Source organism: Streptomyces californicus, assembly GCF_000717645.1.
GTDB lineage: Bacteria > Actinomycetota > Actinomycetes > Streptomycetales > Streptomycetaceae > Streptomyces > Streptomyces californicus.
The window spans coordinates 280687-293631 of sequence record NZ_JNZZ01000016.1 but is presented as its reverse complement, the minus strand read 5'-3'; the positions used below and the strand labels follow the sequence as shown (position 1 = coordinate 293631).

Below are 12945 nucleotides of genomic sequence, written 5' to 3'. Positions count from 1 at the left end.
GCCGGCCCCGCGCCGGGGCCGCGCGCGGTGACGCCGTGCGGCCGGCGGCTCAGCGCCCCCAGCGGAGCGCGGCCGTCTCCACCGGCGCGTCCCACAGTCGCAGCAGCTCCTCGTCGACCTGGCACAGCGTCACCGAGCAGCCCGCCATGTCGAGCGACGTCACATAGTTCCCCACGAGGGTACGAGCCACCGTGACGCCCCGCTCGGACAGCACGCGGTGGACCTCCGCGTTGAAGCCGTACAGCTCCAGCAGCGGCGTCGCCCCCATACCGTTCACCAGCGCCAGCACCGGGCCGGTGGGGCGCAGGTCCTCCAGGACCGCGTCGACGGCGAAGTCGGCGATCTCCCCGGACGTCATCATCGGCCGCCGCTCGCGCCCCGGCTCCCCGTGGATGCCGATGCCCAACTCCAGCTCACCGGAGGGCAGATCGAAGGTGGGGCTGCCCTTGGCCGGGGTGGTGACGGAGCTCAGCGCCACCCCGAAGCTGCGCGAGGAGCCGTTCACCTGCCGGGCCACCGCCGCCACCCGCTCCAGCGGCGCGCCCTCGTCGGCCGCCGCTCCGGCGATCTTCTCGACGAACAGCGTCGCTCCCGTACCCCGCCGCCCGGCGGTGAACGTGCTGTCGCTCACGGCCACGTCGTCGTCCACCACGACCTGGGCGACCTGGATGCCCTCGTCGTCGGCGAGTTCGGCGGCCATCTCGAAGTTGAGCACGTCACCGGTGTAGTTCTTGACGACGAACAGCACCCCGGCCCCGCTGTCGACGGCCGCGGCGGCCCGCACCATCTGATCCGGTACGGGCGAGGTGAACACCTCGCCGGGACAGGCGGCCGACAGCATCCCGGGCCCGACGAATCCGGCGTGCAGCGGCTCGTGCCCCGAACCGCCCCCGGAGACGAGGGCCACCTTCCCCGCCACGGGCGCGTCCCGCCGGACGACGACCCGGTTCTCCACATCGACGGTCAGGTCGGGATGCGCGGCGGCGATGCCCCGCAGAGCGTCGGCGACCACGGTCTCGGGAACGTTGATCAGCATGCGCAACGGACTCTCCTCGGCAGGTGAACGTCCGGACCAGTATCGAGTGCGCGTGCCGCCTTCGCGAGGTGTCCGCCGGAAGGGCCGGGCCGGCGACGCGGGCCGGAACCGGCCCGGCGGGCCCGGGGCGGCCCGGACCCGGATGGGGCGGCAGAGGGCGGACGGGGCGCGCGCACGTACTTGACCAGCAGGTTCGTGGAGCCGACCGTAGGGCTTTCGGCTGACCGGGGTGGGACGGATGACGCGTGACGCATACGCCGACCGGTGCGAGGACCTCTTCGCACTGGGCGGTTTCAGGGAGGCCCGCAAGGCCGCGGAGGCCGGGCTGGCGGAGCTCGGCCCCGATCCGGTGCTCTACCGGTGGCTCGGCCTCGCGCACGCGGCGGAGGACGACGACGACCACGACGCCGACGCGGAAGCTGCCTACGAGGCCGGGCTCGCGCAGTGGCCCGACGACCTCGGACTCCTCGTCTCCTACCTGGAACTGTGCCTGCGCGCCGACACCTGGTCGTACCCCGGGCGCGCCGCCCGGGTGGAGCGGCTCAAGGAGCGGATCGCGGTCCTGGCGCCCGCCGGGTCGCCCGAGGCGGCACGGGTGGACGCCGCGCTCGGCTGGGCCGGGCGGGGCTACTGGCAGGACGTACGGCAGCGGACGGCTGCCACGACGGCGGACCGGGCGGCGTCCACGTCCCACGGCGATGATGTCGCCGAAGCACTGGCCCGGGGCGGTGGCCGGGCGCCCGCCCACCCGGAAGACCTGCGGGCCGTCGAGGTCGCGGCCGCCCTGGAGTTGCTGGACGGCCCGGGAAGGGCCCCGCTGCGGCTCGTCGTCCGCCACCGGGCGGCCGCGTACGCCACCGCCCTCCTGCTGGCCATCGCCACCAACAAGGCGTTGGTGCTGAGCGGGGCTGTCTCCTACAGCGTGTGGGGCTGGATCTGGTTCGTCCCCCTCCTCCTGGCCGAATCGAGGCTCAGGCAGGCCCGGCGACTGGCCAGGGAACGGGTGATCGCCGCGACGGCGGCCCGGCACGCCGCCGCTCCTGAGGCGGGTCACGCGCCGGACAGGCGGAGCTCTCCGGACCAGGTCTCGCATCGGACCGTGCCCGAGTCGAAGGTGATCTCCAACGCGGTCCGCCCACTGCCGGGTGCGCCCTCCTCGCTGACCGCCTGCACGGTCTCGCCGATGTGGCCCGCGAACGGGGTCGTGCCGCTGGTCTCCGCCACCTCCACGCGCCCCGACTCCGCCATGTCGTACCCCGTGCGGGGATCCGACGTCTCGACCACCAGGCACCAGTCCGAACCGGTGGTGACGCGCGTGGCGACCGCCTCACTGTCGATCAGCCACACGTCCAGTGGACCGGACGGCGGCTCCGTGCCGTACCGATGCCACGACGCGACCACCCGTTCGAGACGACGCCCGATCAGATAGCCGGGGAACACACCGACTCCGTGCAACGGGCATGCGCTCATGCTCTTCGACTCCACCCGCCGACCGTACCGCCGGTACTGACCCCGGCTCACGTCCTTGGGCGGATCCGGGGCGGCAACGGCCCCGGGCGGCCGCCTACCGCGTGCCTCACGCCTCCGGCGTGAGGTCGTCGAGCAGGGCCTGGCAGTCGGCCACGAGGCTGCCGATCGCCGCGCCCACGTCGGGTTCCTGGCCGTCCAACCGGCCCTTCAGGGAGGCGAGGGCCCGGTGGGCATCGGCCAGGGCGGTGTCCCGGCGGTCGCGCCCCTCCTCGTCGTCCCCGTGCGCCATGATCGTCCCGTAGGCCGTGCAGGCGTCGGCCGCCGCCGACAGGAGCCGGCCGAGTTCGTCCAGGGCCCGGTCCGGGGGCCGGGGCAGTTCCCGGTTCTCCGAGGCGGTCTCCCAGAGCGTCAAGGTCAGTCCGAGCAGCCGGTTCGCCACCCGGGCCCAGACGATGTCCCAGTCGGCGGAGGGGGCGGGCGTACTGCGGCGCAGGCGGCGTACGGGGTTCAGCCGGAAGCTCTCGGAGTCCCACCTGCGTCCGACGTAGAGCTCCGACAACGCGGTCAGCAGGTCGTTGGCGCTCCGGTTCCAGCTCTCCGCGCGCTGCGCGTCGTACTCCTCCAGGCCGTCGCCCATCTCCCGCAGCAGCCGGGCGCAGTCGCGCGGCAGCGCCGCCGCCAGCTTCCCCGCGTGGAGCGAGTGGACCGGCGGCAGCACCACGGCGTTCACGGCGACGCCCACGACGGCCCCGACCAGGGTCTCCAGCAGCCGGTGCCCGACGGCCGGCAGCGAGTACGAGCCGTACGCGAGCACGAAGAGGGCGGTGGTGGACGCGTACAGGCCCTGACCGCCCACGGAGGCCAGATTGCCGAGCAGGGTGGCCAGCGGGAGCGCCACGACCATGGCGATCATGGTGTCCCCGGTGAGCGCGGCGGCGCCGGCGGCGAGCAGCGTTCCGGCCGCGATCATCACGAAGAGCTGCACGGCGGTGCGCAGCGACCGGTACACGGTGCCCTGGACCAGGGCCACGGCCGCCCACGGAGCCATCAGGGCCATGGGGGCGTCCAGCCACCATCCGGTCAGGGCCCAGGCGATGATGGCCGCCGCCGCGGCCTTGAGGGACTGCACCACCTGGTACCGGTCGGGCCGGTGCAGGAAGGGCGTCAGCCGTGCCAGGGCCGCCCTCATGACGCGGCGGCGGGCGGTGCGGGCGGCACGGTCACCGTTCGGCCCACTCGTGCCCCACCATCCGGGCGCCGGGGTGGGGTGGTCGCGCGGCTTCGGCAGGCTCCGGCCCGCATACGGGTTCACTCCTCGACGTCGACGGTGTTCTTCGGCCGCGGGAGGGGATGAGCCGGACGGACACGTCCCGCGGCTCCCGCAGGGCGCGCCTCTTGTCCGAAGCACACACGGCGAGTGCCCCTGCCCATAGCCGCCAAACAGGTGAAAACGGGGGAGCGGCGAGCGGGCCGTACCGGGTGGTGCGCCGGCGCGATTTGCATGAACGGCGCCCGGATGGGAAAAGTGACAGTGGAGGTCAGGAAGCGGCCCGTTCGAACCCGCTGCCGTCCTCCACGAGGTGGCCGGTGAGGTTCCCGCACCACCCGTGAACGACTTCTCCGCTCCTGTGCGAGTCCTGTTCTTTTCTCCGCCCCGCGGCAGCCCGATGCCCCGGAGCGACCCGGCCGTGCCCGAAGAGATCACCGGCGCCGGCCTCCCCGCTGTGTGCTGTGTGTGCTGCTCGCCGGTCTCCACCGGCGTTCCTTCGTGAGAGAAAGGCCGAGTGCGATGCTGCTGGCCCACCCTGCGGTACTCGAAGAGCTTCTACGCCGCTACGACGCGCTGACGGCCGAACACGGCAAGGGCGGTGACGCCGCGGAGGCGGCCCGGCGCCTGGAGGACGTGAGCTACACGCTGTGCGTCACCACCGGGACCCGGGACATCACGTCGGCGGTCGCGGCCGCTCGTGAGCGACTGCGCCGCCGGCCGGCCCCCGGCACACCGGAGCCCGCACCCGTCGCCCTGTCCTGACGTCCCGGACGGGAGACGGCGGGGGCCGCGGCTTACTGGGCGGTGTAGCCGCCGTCGACGGGCAGGGCGGCACCGACGACGTGACCCCGGACTGCAGACGGCCGCCCTCTCATGTTCCGTCTCGGCGGCGGTGGGGCCCGGTACCGGAGGCATGGCGTTACGCGCCGGGGACAAGGGGTACCCCTGTGCGGACAAACCGACCCTGGACCCGCGCGGAACGAGGATCACATGCAGGTGGGATACAAGCTCTCGGCGGAGGCGTTCGGCCCGGCGGAGCTGGTCAGGCAGGCCGTGCTCGCCGAGGAGGCGGGCTTCGACTTCGTGGAGATCAGCGACCACTACCACCCCTGGCTCGACAACCAGGGCCACTCGCCGTTCGCCTGGACGGTGCTGGGGGCCATCGCCGCGAAGACGTCACGGATCGGCCTGGCGACCGGGGTCACCTGCCCCACCGTGCGCTACCACCCCGCGATCATCGCCCAGGCGGCCGCGACGCTGGCCCTCCTCTCGGAGGGCCGCTTCGTCCTGGGCGTCGGCTCGGGGGAGCGGCTCAACGAACACGTCGTCGGTCCCGGCTTCCCCGAAGCGGTGAGCACCCGGCACGAACTGCTCACGGAGGCCCTGGAGATCATCCGGCTGCTGTGGAGCGGGGGCTACCGGTCCTACGAGGGCAAGCACCTGCGCCTCAGCGACGCCCGCGTCTTCGACCTGCCCGACGAACTTCCCCTGATCGCCGTGGCCGCCAGCGGTCCGAAGTCGACCCGGATCGCCGCCGAACTGGGCGACGGCCTGTTCGCCACCGAGGACAAGCCGAGCATCGTCCGGCACTACCGCGACGCCGGCGGCAGCGGCCCCTGCTACGCGGAGGTGCCGATGGCCTGGGCGCCCGACGCGCACACCGGCGCGCGCGCCGCTCTGGAGACGACGCGCTGGGCGCTGACCGGCTGGAAGGTCATGAGCGAGCTGCCCAATCCGGTCAACTTCGACGCGGCGACCGCCACCGTGCGCGAGGAGGACATCCTGGGGAAGTTCGCCTGCGGGACGGACCCGGACCGGTACGTGGAAGTGGCCCAGCCGTTCGTGGACGCGGGCTACGACCGGCTGGTCATGCAGAACGCCGGCCCCGACCCGGACGGCTTCATCGACTTCTACCGGCGCGAACTCGACACCCGCATCCGGCAGCTGAAGCCGAACCACGGCTGAGCCACTGTGCTCGCGTGAACGCGCGGTGGCAGAGCCCGCGCCCCGGTGTCACGACGCCGCACCGACCGACGAACCGAGGAGGACCATGGCCGCCAGGCACCATCTCATCGACCGCGCCCCATCTGCCGTATGGGCGGTCCTCGAAGACGAACGCCAGTACGGCAGATGGGTGGTGGGCACGTCCGGGACCCGGCGCGAAGAGGGCCACTGGCCCGAACTCGGCTCCTCGATCGTCTACGACGTACGGCTGGGGCCTCGGCGGTTCACCGGCCGAACGCTGGTGCGGCGCATAGAGAGGCCCCGGACGCTCGAGCTGGAGGCCGAGGCCGGAGCGCTCGGGTCGGCGCGGATCGCCCTCGATATCAGGCCGTGGGGCGACAAGACCCTCGTGACCGTCGACGAACACCCCCTGCGCGGTATCGGCGGCACCCTCCACAACGTGCTGCTGGACTCGCTGATCCAGATGCGTCATCGCACCATGCTGGCGCGCCTCGCCCGCCTGACCGAACAGTTGACCCCGGCGGAGGCGCACCATCCCGGGCAGCGCGCCGCGACGGCCGACTGACCGTGGACCACCGCCGGGAGCCGCCCGCCGCTCCGGGGCGTGCACTCCGGCGGCCGCGACGGAGGGAGACACCGCCATGGCCGACGTGATCGTGATCGGCAGCGGGCCGAACGGCCTGGTCGCCGCCAACCTGCTCGCCGACGCCGGCTGGTCCGTCCTGGTGCTGGAGGCCCAGGACGAGCCGGGCGGCGCTGTGCGCAGTGACCGCGGGGTCCACCCCGAGTACGTCAACGACCTGTTCAGCTCGTTCTATCCGCTGGCCGCGGCCTCCCCGGTGCTGGCCGGGTTGAAGCTGCATCGGGACGGGCTGCGCTGGAGCCACGCCCCCCGGGTACTGGCCCATCCGCTGCTCGACGGCGGATGCGCCGTGCTGGCACGCGACCGGACGGAGACCGCCGCGGGTCTCGACCGCTTCGCGCCCGGCGACGGCGAGGCGTGGCTGGACCTCTGCCACATCTGGGACCGGCTGGGCGCGGGGATCGTCGACGCCCTCTTCTCGCCCTTTCCGCCCGTCAGGGCCGGAACCGTGCTGGCCGCGCGGTTCCGTGGTGCGGGCGGGCTGCGGTTGGCCCGCAGCCTCGTCCTCCCGGTCCGCAGGCTGGGTGAGGAGGAGTTCGCCGGGGAGGGCGGACGGCTGCTGCTGGCGGGCAACGCGCTGCACGCCGACCTGGCCCCCGAGGCGGCGGGCAGCGGCGGCTTCGGCTGGCTGATGTCCATGCTGGGGCAGTTCCACGGCTTTCCCGTTCCCGTCGGAGGGGCGGGTGCCCTGACCGCCGCCCTGGTGAGGCGGTTGCGGCGGCGCGGCGGAAGCGTCCGGTGCGGACAGCGGGTCACCGAGGTCGTGGTCCGCCGGGGCCGCGCCGTGGGTGTCCGTACGGCGGGCGGGGACGGGTTCCCCGCCCGCCGGGCCGTCCTGGCCGACGTCTCCGCCCCCAGCCTCTACGGGGCCCTGGTGGCCGCCGAGCACCTGCCCGGACGGCTCGTGGACGACCTACGGCGCTTCCAGTGGGACTTCGCCACCTTCAAGGTGGACTGGGCGCTGAACGGGCCCGTTCCCTGGAGCAGCGCCGCCGCCGCGTCGGCGGGTACCGTCCACCTTGCGGAGGGGGTCGACGAACTCACTCGCTGCGCCTCCCAGATCGCACGGGGCCTGATCCCCGACCGGCCGTTTCTCCTGTTCGGGCAGATGACCACGGCCGACGGGTCCCGGTCGCCCCGGGACACCGAGTCGGCCTGGGCCTACACACACGTGCCGCACACCGTGAAGGGCGACGCGGGCGCGGCGGGGCTGACCGGCGGCTGGGACGCGGCGGAACGAGAGCGGATGGCCGACCGGATCGAACGGCAGGTGGAGCGGTACGCCCCCGGCTTCCGCAGCCGGATCCGGGCCCGGCGGCTCCTCGCCCCGGCGACCCTGCAGAGCGCGGACGCCAATCTGTTCGGCGGGGCCATCAACGGTGGTACGGCGGCGATGCACCAACAACTGGTCTTCCGTCCGGTACCGGGCACGGGCCGCCCCGAAACCCCCGTGAAGGGCCTGTACCTGGCCTCCGCTTCGGCCCACCCCGGCGGCGGGGTGCACGGCGCGCCGGGGGCCAACGCGGCCCGGGCCGCCCTGCGCTCGGCCCGGGTCACCAGCACCGTGCTCTCCGCCGCCCAGCGGCTGTCGGACCGGCGGGGCCGGCCCGGCGAGACCGGTTGCGTACGGGACGGGTGGCCGTGACCGTACGCCGCCCCCGGCGCCCGTACCGTCGTACGGTCACCGCCTGCCGAGGCGGCTCATCCGCCGGGCGGGGAAGCGGCCCGGGAGGTCCGGAAGGAGTTCCAGTCGGCCTGCCCTCCCGCGCCCAGCACCTCCGCCGGGGAGGACAGCTCCTCGCGGGGAAGGGACCTCAGCTCGCGACGGGCGGCCCGCGCGACCAGGGCGGGGAAGAGCGGACGCAGCGGCTGGCACCAGCGGAGCCACGGCGGGGCGTAGATCTGCGGGGCGCGGTGGGTGACGCCCCGGGTGAGCCACTGGGCGACCTGGGCGGGGGAGTGGACGCGGCGGGCCGGGCGGGGCTGGTTGCGGCGCAGGGCTTCGAGGACCGGGTGGTCGTCGATGCCGGTGAGCATGTCGGTGCCGGTCCAGTGCAGATAGGCGATGCCGACCTGGACCCCGTCCGGTTCGACCTCGCCGCGCAGGGCGAGCGCGAACGATTCCGCTCCGGCCTTGGACGCGCAGTAGGCGCTCATCATGGGAGCCGCGCCGAACGCCGCGGTGGAGGCGATCTGCAGGAAGTAGCCGCGAGTGGAGGTCAGTTGGGGCAGGAACGCGCGGGCGGTGTCGGCGGATCCGGTGAGGTTGACGTCGATGACGCGTTGCCACAGGTCAGCGGCCGTACGGTCGAAGGGGCCGCTCACCGCGATGCCCGCGTTCGCCACGACCACCGACGCGGGTCCGAGGCCGGCCGCCACGCCGCGTGCCGCGTCCGCGAGCGCCGCCCGGTCGGTGACGTCGCACTCGATGCAGAGGCTCGGACCGGGAAGAGCCTCGGCGGCCTCCCGCAGGGTCGCCCGCTCGCGCCCCAGCAGGGCGACCCGCATCCCGGCCTCGGAGAGGCTCCGGGCGAGCGCCTCGCCGACGCCGCGAGCGGCGCCGGTAACGACCGCGACCCGGTCCTCCAGGGGACGGGCTGCCTGGTGGTTCCCGCGCATCGTCTCTCCTCGCTCGCGCACCGGTCGCTCGGCCGTGGTGCTGTCGGGCCGGCGGTCTCCCGCTCCACCGTCGGGCCGTACGCGGACGGCGGCAACCGGAGACACCGCGCTTCGGCCCGGCGGCCCGACCGCGAGGTTTGATCCCGCCGCGAACGGTCAGGCGGGGGGTGACCACGATGTCGAACACAGCAAGGGGCGTGAGTGTCATGGGTGCCGATCAGAAGGCTCAGGCCAAGACCGACCAGGCCAAGGGCAAGGTCAAGGAGACCGCGGGGCGCGCCGTCGGCAACGAGCGTCTCGTCGCCGAGGGCCGCGCCGACCAGACCAAGGGCGACGCCCGCGAGGCCAAGGAGAAGACCAAGGACGCCTTCAAGAACTGAGGCCGTCCCGGCAGCGCCGTCCGGCCCCGCGGAGCACGGCTCCGACGGGGCCGGACGGCGTTCGCGCGCGTACGGTTCGCTCCGGCAGCCCGCTCCGGGCCCGGTCCGTCCGGTCACGCTGTCGGGGAAGCACCCCTGTCACTGGACGCGCGAGGTGCCCCCGCCCGAGCCGCCTTCGTCGTCATCGTCGGAATCGTCGTCGCCCGGGATGTGGACGTCGAAGACCACGATGTTGATCTCGACGACCTCCAGCCCCGTCATCGTCTCCACAGCGTCGACGACGTGGGTCCGGATCCGTTCGGCCAGTTCGTGGATCGGGATGCCGTACTCCACCTCGATGTCGACGTCGATCGCGGCCTGCTTCTCGCCCACCTCCACCTTGACGGCGCGGCGTGCGCCGGAGGCGCCGGACCGCCGGCCGGTGACGGTGCCGAGCGCCTTGGACGCCGCCCGCCCCACGGAGTGGACGCCGTCGGTTTCGCGGATCGCGATGCCGGCGATGGTGGAGACGACGTTGTCGCTGATGGTCGTCTTCCCGCGGCCACCGGATCCTCCGGACCGTCCACCGGTCCTGCTGCTGTCGTCCTGGGTCTGGATGTCGGCCATGTCCGCCTCACAGAGAGTCGTTGCCACGGGCCGGTCATCGGCCCGTTCGGGCCCCTCTCCTCACTCTGCGCCTGCTCGACCGGGTACGCCATTCGAGTGCTGGACCCGTGGCGTACCACCCCTCAGTCGCGAGGCAACAGGGTCCCGAGCGGTCCCAGATCGAGGTTGAGGTCCTCCGGGCGTACGCCGTGCTGCTCGCACAACTCCTTCATCCGCAGGTCGAGCAGCATGAGCGTGGTCCCGATCTCCTCGACCTGTTCGTCGCTCAGGTCCCCCTGCTCCACCCGGCGGATGGCCTGCCGCTCCACGAGCTGCCGCAGCAGCTCGACCACGGTCAGGACCAGGGCCACCAGGTCCCGTCCCATCTGCTCGGAGTCCAGATCGACACGCGGTCCCGTCACAGCGGCCCCCCGTCGTTCCACGGTGCGGGAACCCGTTCGTTGACCGACGACAGCAGCGCGTGCAGCGACAGCCGGACGAGGGGTACGTCGGCGATGGCGATCACCAGGTCGCCGCTGACCACCACCCCCGTCGCCAGGACGCGGTCCAGCAGATCGACGAGCGGCACCCCGAGCGGACCGCTCAAGGGCTCCTGGCCGTCCCAGGGCACCACGTCGTGCGTCGCCACGGTCACACCTCTCCGACGAAGGAATACGGCACCCAGGGCCCCGACAGCTCGATCTGTGATCCCGTGCGATCGCCCAAAGCCCTTACCAGCCGCCGTAGTTCGCCCGCCCTTTCGTCGGCGACGAGGTACGTGGCGTTGAGCACGTGCGTACGGTCGTCGCCCGAGAGCGCCGCACCGTGCGTGCGCAGCCGCCGCGACGCCGCGGCGAGCCCGCGCAGTTCGGCGTCGACCGACTCGGCGACGTCCAGCGCCTGCTCCCGGCGTCTCTCCCGCAGCGCCTGGACGCCTCGCTTCCGGTTCAGATAGGCGAGGCCCGCCCCGGGGACACGGCCGCCCGCCGCCGTCAGCGGCTCGTCCGGCGTGGGGTCCGGCTCCGGGGTCGGGGCCCGGTACACCTTGACCCCCCATTCGGCGTGGTGCGCGACCCGCTTGAGCGCGGTGTGGAAGCGGTTCGCATCCGTGGCCAGGCGGGTCCGGGCCCGGTCGTCGTCGTGGTAGAGCGTGGCGAGGGGGAGGGGTACGACGGGCGCGTGCGCGGCCACGTTCGAGACCACCGCGTGGTGTGCCCGCGCGTACCGCTCGATCTGCGTCCGGTCGGACAGCCGGCGCTGCCAGACCTCGTCCGTGAAGTCGGCGGCGGGCACGGTCTGCACCACAGCGGTCAGCAGACCCGCGGGCAGCAGCCGTACCGCCCGGCCACCCGGCATGCCGGCCTCGTCGGCGAGGTCCAGCGCCCCCACCGCACGCGTGGCGCGGCAGACGGCGAACACATAGGTGACTCCGTCATCCGCAGGCGGACGCGGGACGCGGGAGTCCGGGGGCTGTGTCATCTCCGTCGGCTCTCCTTCTCCCGGCCGGCTCGTTCTTCCCCGTCCCCCCGGTCCTCCCCGTCCGCCCACCGGGATCCCGGTCCTCCGGCCGGCGCCTCGCCGCCGTCGGCGGACGCGTCCAGCTCCCGCAGACGCTCCCTCAGCTCGCGGTTCTCCTCCTCCAGCGCGTTGCGCGAGGCCCGGGAACTCAGCGCCGGGTCGGTCTCCCACCAGTCGATACCGGCCTTCTTCGCGGTGTCGACCGAGGCGACGAACAGACGGAGACGGATGGTGAGCAGCTCGATGTCGAGAAGGTCGATCTTGATGTCGCCGGCGATGACGATGCCCTTGTCCAGGACGCGTTCGAGGATGTCGGCGAGGTTGGAGGTCTGAGGTCCGGGAACCGGCTGTTCGCCCCGGCGGAAGTCGAGGTCCGTCATCACGCGCCCTCCGCGCGACGGCGACGGCCTCGGCGGCTCGGGGGAGGCTCTTCCTCGTCCTCGTCCTCGTCCTCGTACGCGTCGTCCCCGTCGTCCTCCTCCGGGTCCTCTTCCTCGTACTCCTCGTCGTCCTCGTACGCGTCGTCCTCCGGCTCCTCCTCGTCCCCGTCCTCGTCCTCGTCCTCGTCTTCCTCCTCGTCCCCGTACTCCCCGTCGGGGCCTTCCTCGTCCTCCTGCTGCTCCGCCTCTTCGCGCTCGACCGCGTCCTCGTGGGAGACGACCACCTCACCGTCGCGGATCTCACCACGCCAGCCCTCCGGCTCCTCCTCGGTGAGGGTCACGTAGCGCTGGAAGTGTTTGAAGTCCAGCCGCATCCGGCGCCCCTGGACGCGCCAGAGGTTGCCCGTCTTCTCGAAGAACCCGGAGGGGTAGTACTCCACGACCAGGATGATCCGGGTCAGCGTGGGCCCGAGCTCGTGGAAACTGACCGCTCCGTTGACCGTTCCCTTGGCGCCCTCCGAGGACCACACGATCCTGTCGTCCGGGACCTGTTCCAGGACCGTGGCCTTGAAGCTGCGGGACGAGGGGCCGATCTTCACCTTCCAGTCGCTTTCGACGTCGTCGCTCTTGGAGACGTCGCGGACGCCCTTCGCGAAGCCGCTGAACTCCTCGTACTGCGTCCACGCGTCGTAGGCCGTGCGCAGTGGCACGCCCACGTCGAGGACCTCGATGATGTTCATGACCTTGCTGCCGCTGGACTTGCGCTTGCTCCTGCCACCGCCGCCGAAGGCGTCCTTGGCCTTGTCCACCACCGCGTCCTTCGCTCCCTTGGCCTTCTCCGACACGAATGCCTTCACCGGAGACTCCCCCTGGAGCACGCGGGAGCCGATGGCGGGCAGGGAACCGCCGTTCTCGGTGACGTCGTTCAACTGACCGGTGAGGTCGGTGAGCTTGTCACCGGCCATCTCGGCGATCTTCTTCATCTGGGCGCCGGCGTACTTCGACACCTCGTCCTTGAGCCGGTCGATGCCCGACTCCTGTGCCTCTTCCGGTTGGTCCTTGTCCGACTTGGCCATGAC

Annotated in this window: 15 protein-coding genes; 6 read left to right on the top strand and 9 right to left on the bottom strand. The window is 72.7% G+C overall.

The features are described 5' to 3' along the window. Nucleotides 1-49 precede the first annotated feature (49 nt). A complete protein-coding gene (gene dhaK, locus IF19_RS0121715) occupies nucleotides 50-1036 on the bottom strand; it encodes a dihydroxyacetone kinase subunit DhaK (protein WP_030116783.1) in 987 nt (328 codons plus the stop codon). 238 nt (nucleotides 1037-1274) lie between these two features. Here dhaK and IF19_RS0121710 point away from each other — a divergent pair, with 238 nt between their 5' ends. Beyond that, entirely contained in the window at nucleotides 1275-2465 is a 1191-nt protein-coding gene (locus tag IF19_RS0121710) for a hypothetical protein (RefSeq protein WP_063830817.1), read from the top strand. Nucleotides 2466-2612: 147 nt separating this feature from the next. Here IF19_RS0121710 and IF19_RS0121705 read toward each other — a convergent pair whose 3' ends face one another. Beyond that, the gene (locus tag IF19_RS0121705) at nucleotides 2613-3695 is read right to left on the bottom strand and encodes an FUSC family protein (RefSeq protein ID WP_030276754.1); all 1083 of its coding nucleotides are present in this window, start codon (nucleotides 3693-3695) and stop codon (nucleotides 2613-2615) included. A gap of 600 nt (nucleotides 3696-4295) precedes the next feature. On the opposite strand from IF19_RS0121705, the gene IF19_RS0121700 reads away from it, so the two are divergent. The 4 genes from IF19_RS0121700 to IF19_RS0121685 all read left to right on the top strand — a co-directional run bounded on the left by IF19_RS0121700 (nucleotide 4296) and on the right by IF19_RS0121685 (nucleotide 8029). Continuing rightward, nucleotides 4296-4538 (top strand): DUF5133 domain-containing protein, encoded by a 243-nt coding sequence (locus tag IF19_RS0121700; protein WP_030116788.1) that lies wholly within the window; start codon nucleotides 4296-4298, stop codon nucleotides 4536-4538. A gap of 228 nt (nucleotides 4539-4766) precedes the next feature. Then, the gene (locus IF19_RS0121695; RefSeq protein ID WP_030116789.1) at nucleotides 4767-5741 is read left to right on the top strand and encodes a TIGR03557 family F420-dependent LLM class oxidoreductase; all 975 of its coding nucleotides are present in this window, start codon (nucleotides 4767-4769) and stop codon (nucleotides 5739-5741) included. 85 nt (nucleotides 5742-5826) lie between these two features. After that, nucleotides 5827-6306, top strand: a complete 480-nt coding sequence (locus IF19_RS0121690) for an SRPBCC family protein (protein ID WP_030116790.1) — start codon at nucleotides 5827-5829, stop codon at nucleotides 6304-6306. A gap of 76 nt (nucleotides 6307-6382) precedes the next feature. Beyond that, nucleotides 6383-8029, top strand: coding sequence for a phytoene desaturase family protein (locus tag IF19_RS0121685; protein ID WP_030276752.1), 1647 nt, complete (start codon nucleotides 6383-6385; stop codon nucleotides 8027-8029). Nucleotides 8030-8085: 56 nt separating this feature from the next. Here IF19_RS0121685 and IF19_RS0121680 read toward each other — a convergent pair whose 3' ends face one another. Next, nucleotides 8086-9003, bottom strand: a complete 918-nt coding sequence (locus IF19_RS0121680) for an SDR family oxidoreductase (RefSeq protein ID WP_030116793.1) — start codon at nucleotides 9001-9003, stop codon at nucleotides 8086-8088. A 206-nt stretch (nucleotides 9004-9209) separates the two neighbouring features. Here IF19_RS0121680 and IF19_RS1000000136355 point away from each other — a divergent pair, with 206 nt between their 5' ends. Next, nucleotides 9210-9383, top strand: coding sequence for a CsbD family protein (locus tag IF19_RS1000000136355; RefSeq protein WP_078580774.1), 174 nt, complete (start codon nucleotides 9210-9212; stop codon nucleotides 9381-9383). 138 nt (nucleotides 9384-9521) lie between these two features. Here IF19_RS1000000136355 and IF19_RS0121670 read toward each other — a convergent pair whose 3' ends face one another. The 6 genes from IF19_RS0121670 to IF19_RS0121645 all read right to left on the bottom strand — a co-directional run bounded on the left by IF19_RS0121670 (nucleotide 9522) and on the right by IF19_RS0121645 (nucleotide 12942). Further along, nucleotides 9522-9989: an Asp23/Gls24 family envelope stress response protein gene (locus tag IF19_RS0121670; RefSeq protein ID WP_030116794.1), complete on the bottom strand. Its 468-nt coding sequence runs from the start codon at nucleotides 9987-9989 to the stop codon at nucleotides 9522-9524. 122 nt (nucleotides 9990-10111) lie between these two features. Continuing rightward, complete coding sequence (locus tag IF19_RS0121665; RefSeq protein ID WP_030116795.1) at nucleotides 10112-10390, bottom strand: gas vesicle protein K; 279 nt, start codon at nucleotides 10388-10390, stop codon at nucleotides 10112-10114. Beyond that, the gene (locus tag IF19_RS0121660) at nucleotides 10387-10617 is read right to left on the bottom strand and encodes a gas vesicle protein (protein ID WP_030116796.1); all 231 of its coding nucleotides are present in this window, start codon (nucleotides 10615-10617) and stop codon (nucleotides 10387-10389) included. Before IF19_RS0121660 ends, IF19_RS0121665 begins: the two co-directional genes overlap by 4 nt. Nucleotides 10618-10619: 2 nt before the next feature. Further along, the gene (locus tag IF19_RS0121655) at nucleotides 10620-11447 is read right to left on the bottom strand and encodes a GvpL/GvpF family gas vesicle protein (RefSeq protein WP_030276749.1); all 828 of its coding nucleotides are present in this window, start codon (nucleotides 11445-11447) and stop codon (nucleotides 10620-10622) included. Beyond that, nucleotides 11444-11866 carry a gas vesicle protein gene (locus IF19_RS01000000134900; protein ID WP_050490784.1) on the bottom strand — a complete coding sequence of 141 codons (423 nt, stop codon included), beginning with the start codon at nucleotides 11864-11866 and terminating at the stop codon, nucleotides 11444-11446. Before IF19_RS01000000134900 ends, IF19_RS0121655 begins: the two co-directional genes overlap by 4 nt. Beyond that, nucleotides 11866-12942 (bottom strand): SRPBCC family protein, encoded by a 1077-nt coding sequence (locus IF19_RS0121645; protein WP_030116800.1) that lies wholly within the window; start codon nucleotides 12940-12942, stop codon nucleotides 11866-11868. The genes IF19_RS01000000134900 and IF19_RS0121645 overlap by 1 nt, the downstream gene beginning before the upstream one ends. Nucleotides 12943-12945: the final 3 nt, after the last annotated feature.

Excerpts from the sequence above, each read along its gene's own strand:
- dhaK (WP_030116783.1), bottom strand. The coding sequence starts at position 1,036 with ATGCTGATCAACGTTCCCGAGACCGTGGTCGCCGACGCTCTGCGGGGC.
- IF19_RS0121710 (WP_063830817.1), top strand. The coding sequence starts at position 1,275 with ATGACGCGTGACGCATACGCCGACCGGTGCGAGGACCTCTTCGCACTG.
- IF19_RS0121705 (WP_030276754.1), bottom strand. The coding sequence starts at position 3,695 with ATGAGGGCGGCCCTGGCACGGCTGACGCCCTTCCTGCACCGGCCCGAC.
- IF19_RS0121700 (WP_030116788.1), top strand. The coding sequence starts at position 4,296 with ATGCTGCTGGCCCACCCTGCGGTACTCGAAGAGCTTCTACGCCGCTAC.
- IF19_RS0121695 (WP_030116789.1), top strand. The coding sequence starts at position 4,767 with ATGCAGGTGGGATACAAGCTCTCGGCGGAGGCGTTCGGCCCGGCGGAG.
- IF19_RS0121690 (WP_030116790.1), top strand. The coding sequence starts at position 5,827 with ATGGCCGCCAGGCACCATCTCATCGACCGCGCCCCATCTGCCGTATGG.
- IF19_RS0121685 (WP_030276752.1), top strand. The coding sequence starts at position 6,383 with ATGGCCGACGTGATCGTGATCGGCAGCGGGCCGAACGGCCTGGTCGCC.
- IF19_RS0121680 (WP_030116793.1), bottom strand. The coding sequence starts at position 9,003 with ATGCGCGGGAACCACCAGGCAGCCCGTCCCCTGGAGGACCGGGTCGCG.
- IF19_RS1000000136355 (WP_078580774.1), top strand. The coding sequence starts at position 9,210 with ATGGGTGCCGATCAGAAGGCTCAGGCCAAGACCGACCAGGCCAAGGGC.
- IF19_RS0121670 (WP_030116794.1), bottom strand. The coding sequence starts at position 9,989 with ATGGCCGACATCCAGACCCAGGACGACAGCAGCAGGACCGGTGGACGG.
- IF19_RS0121655 (WP_030276749.1), bottom strand. The coding sequence starts at position 11,447 with ATGACACAGCCCCCGGACTCCCGCGTCCCGCGTCCGCCTGCGGATGAC.
- IF19_RS01000000134900 (WP_050490784.1), bottom strand. The coding sequence starts at position 11,866 with ATGACGGACCTCGACTTCCGCCGGGGCGAACAGCCGGTTCCCGGACCT.
- IF19_RS0121645 (WP_030116800.1), bottom strand. The coding sequence starts at position 12,942 with ATGGCCAAGTCGGACAAGGACCAACCGGAAGAGGCACAGGAGTCGGGC.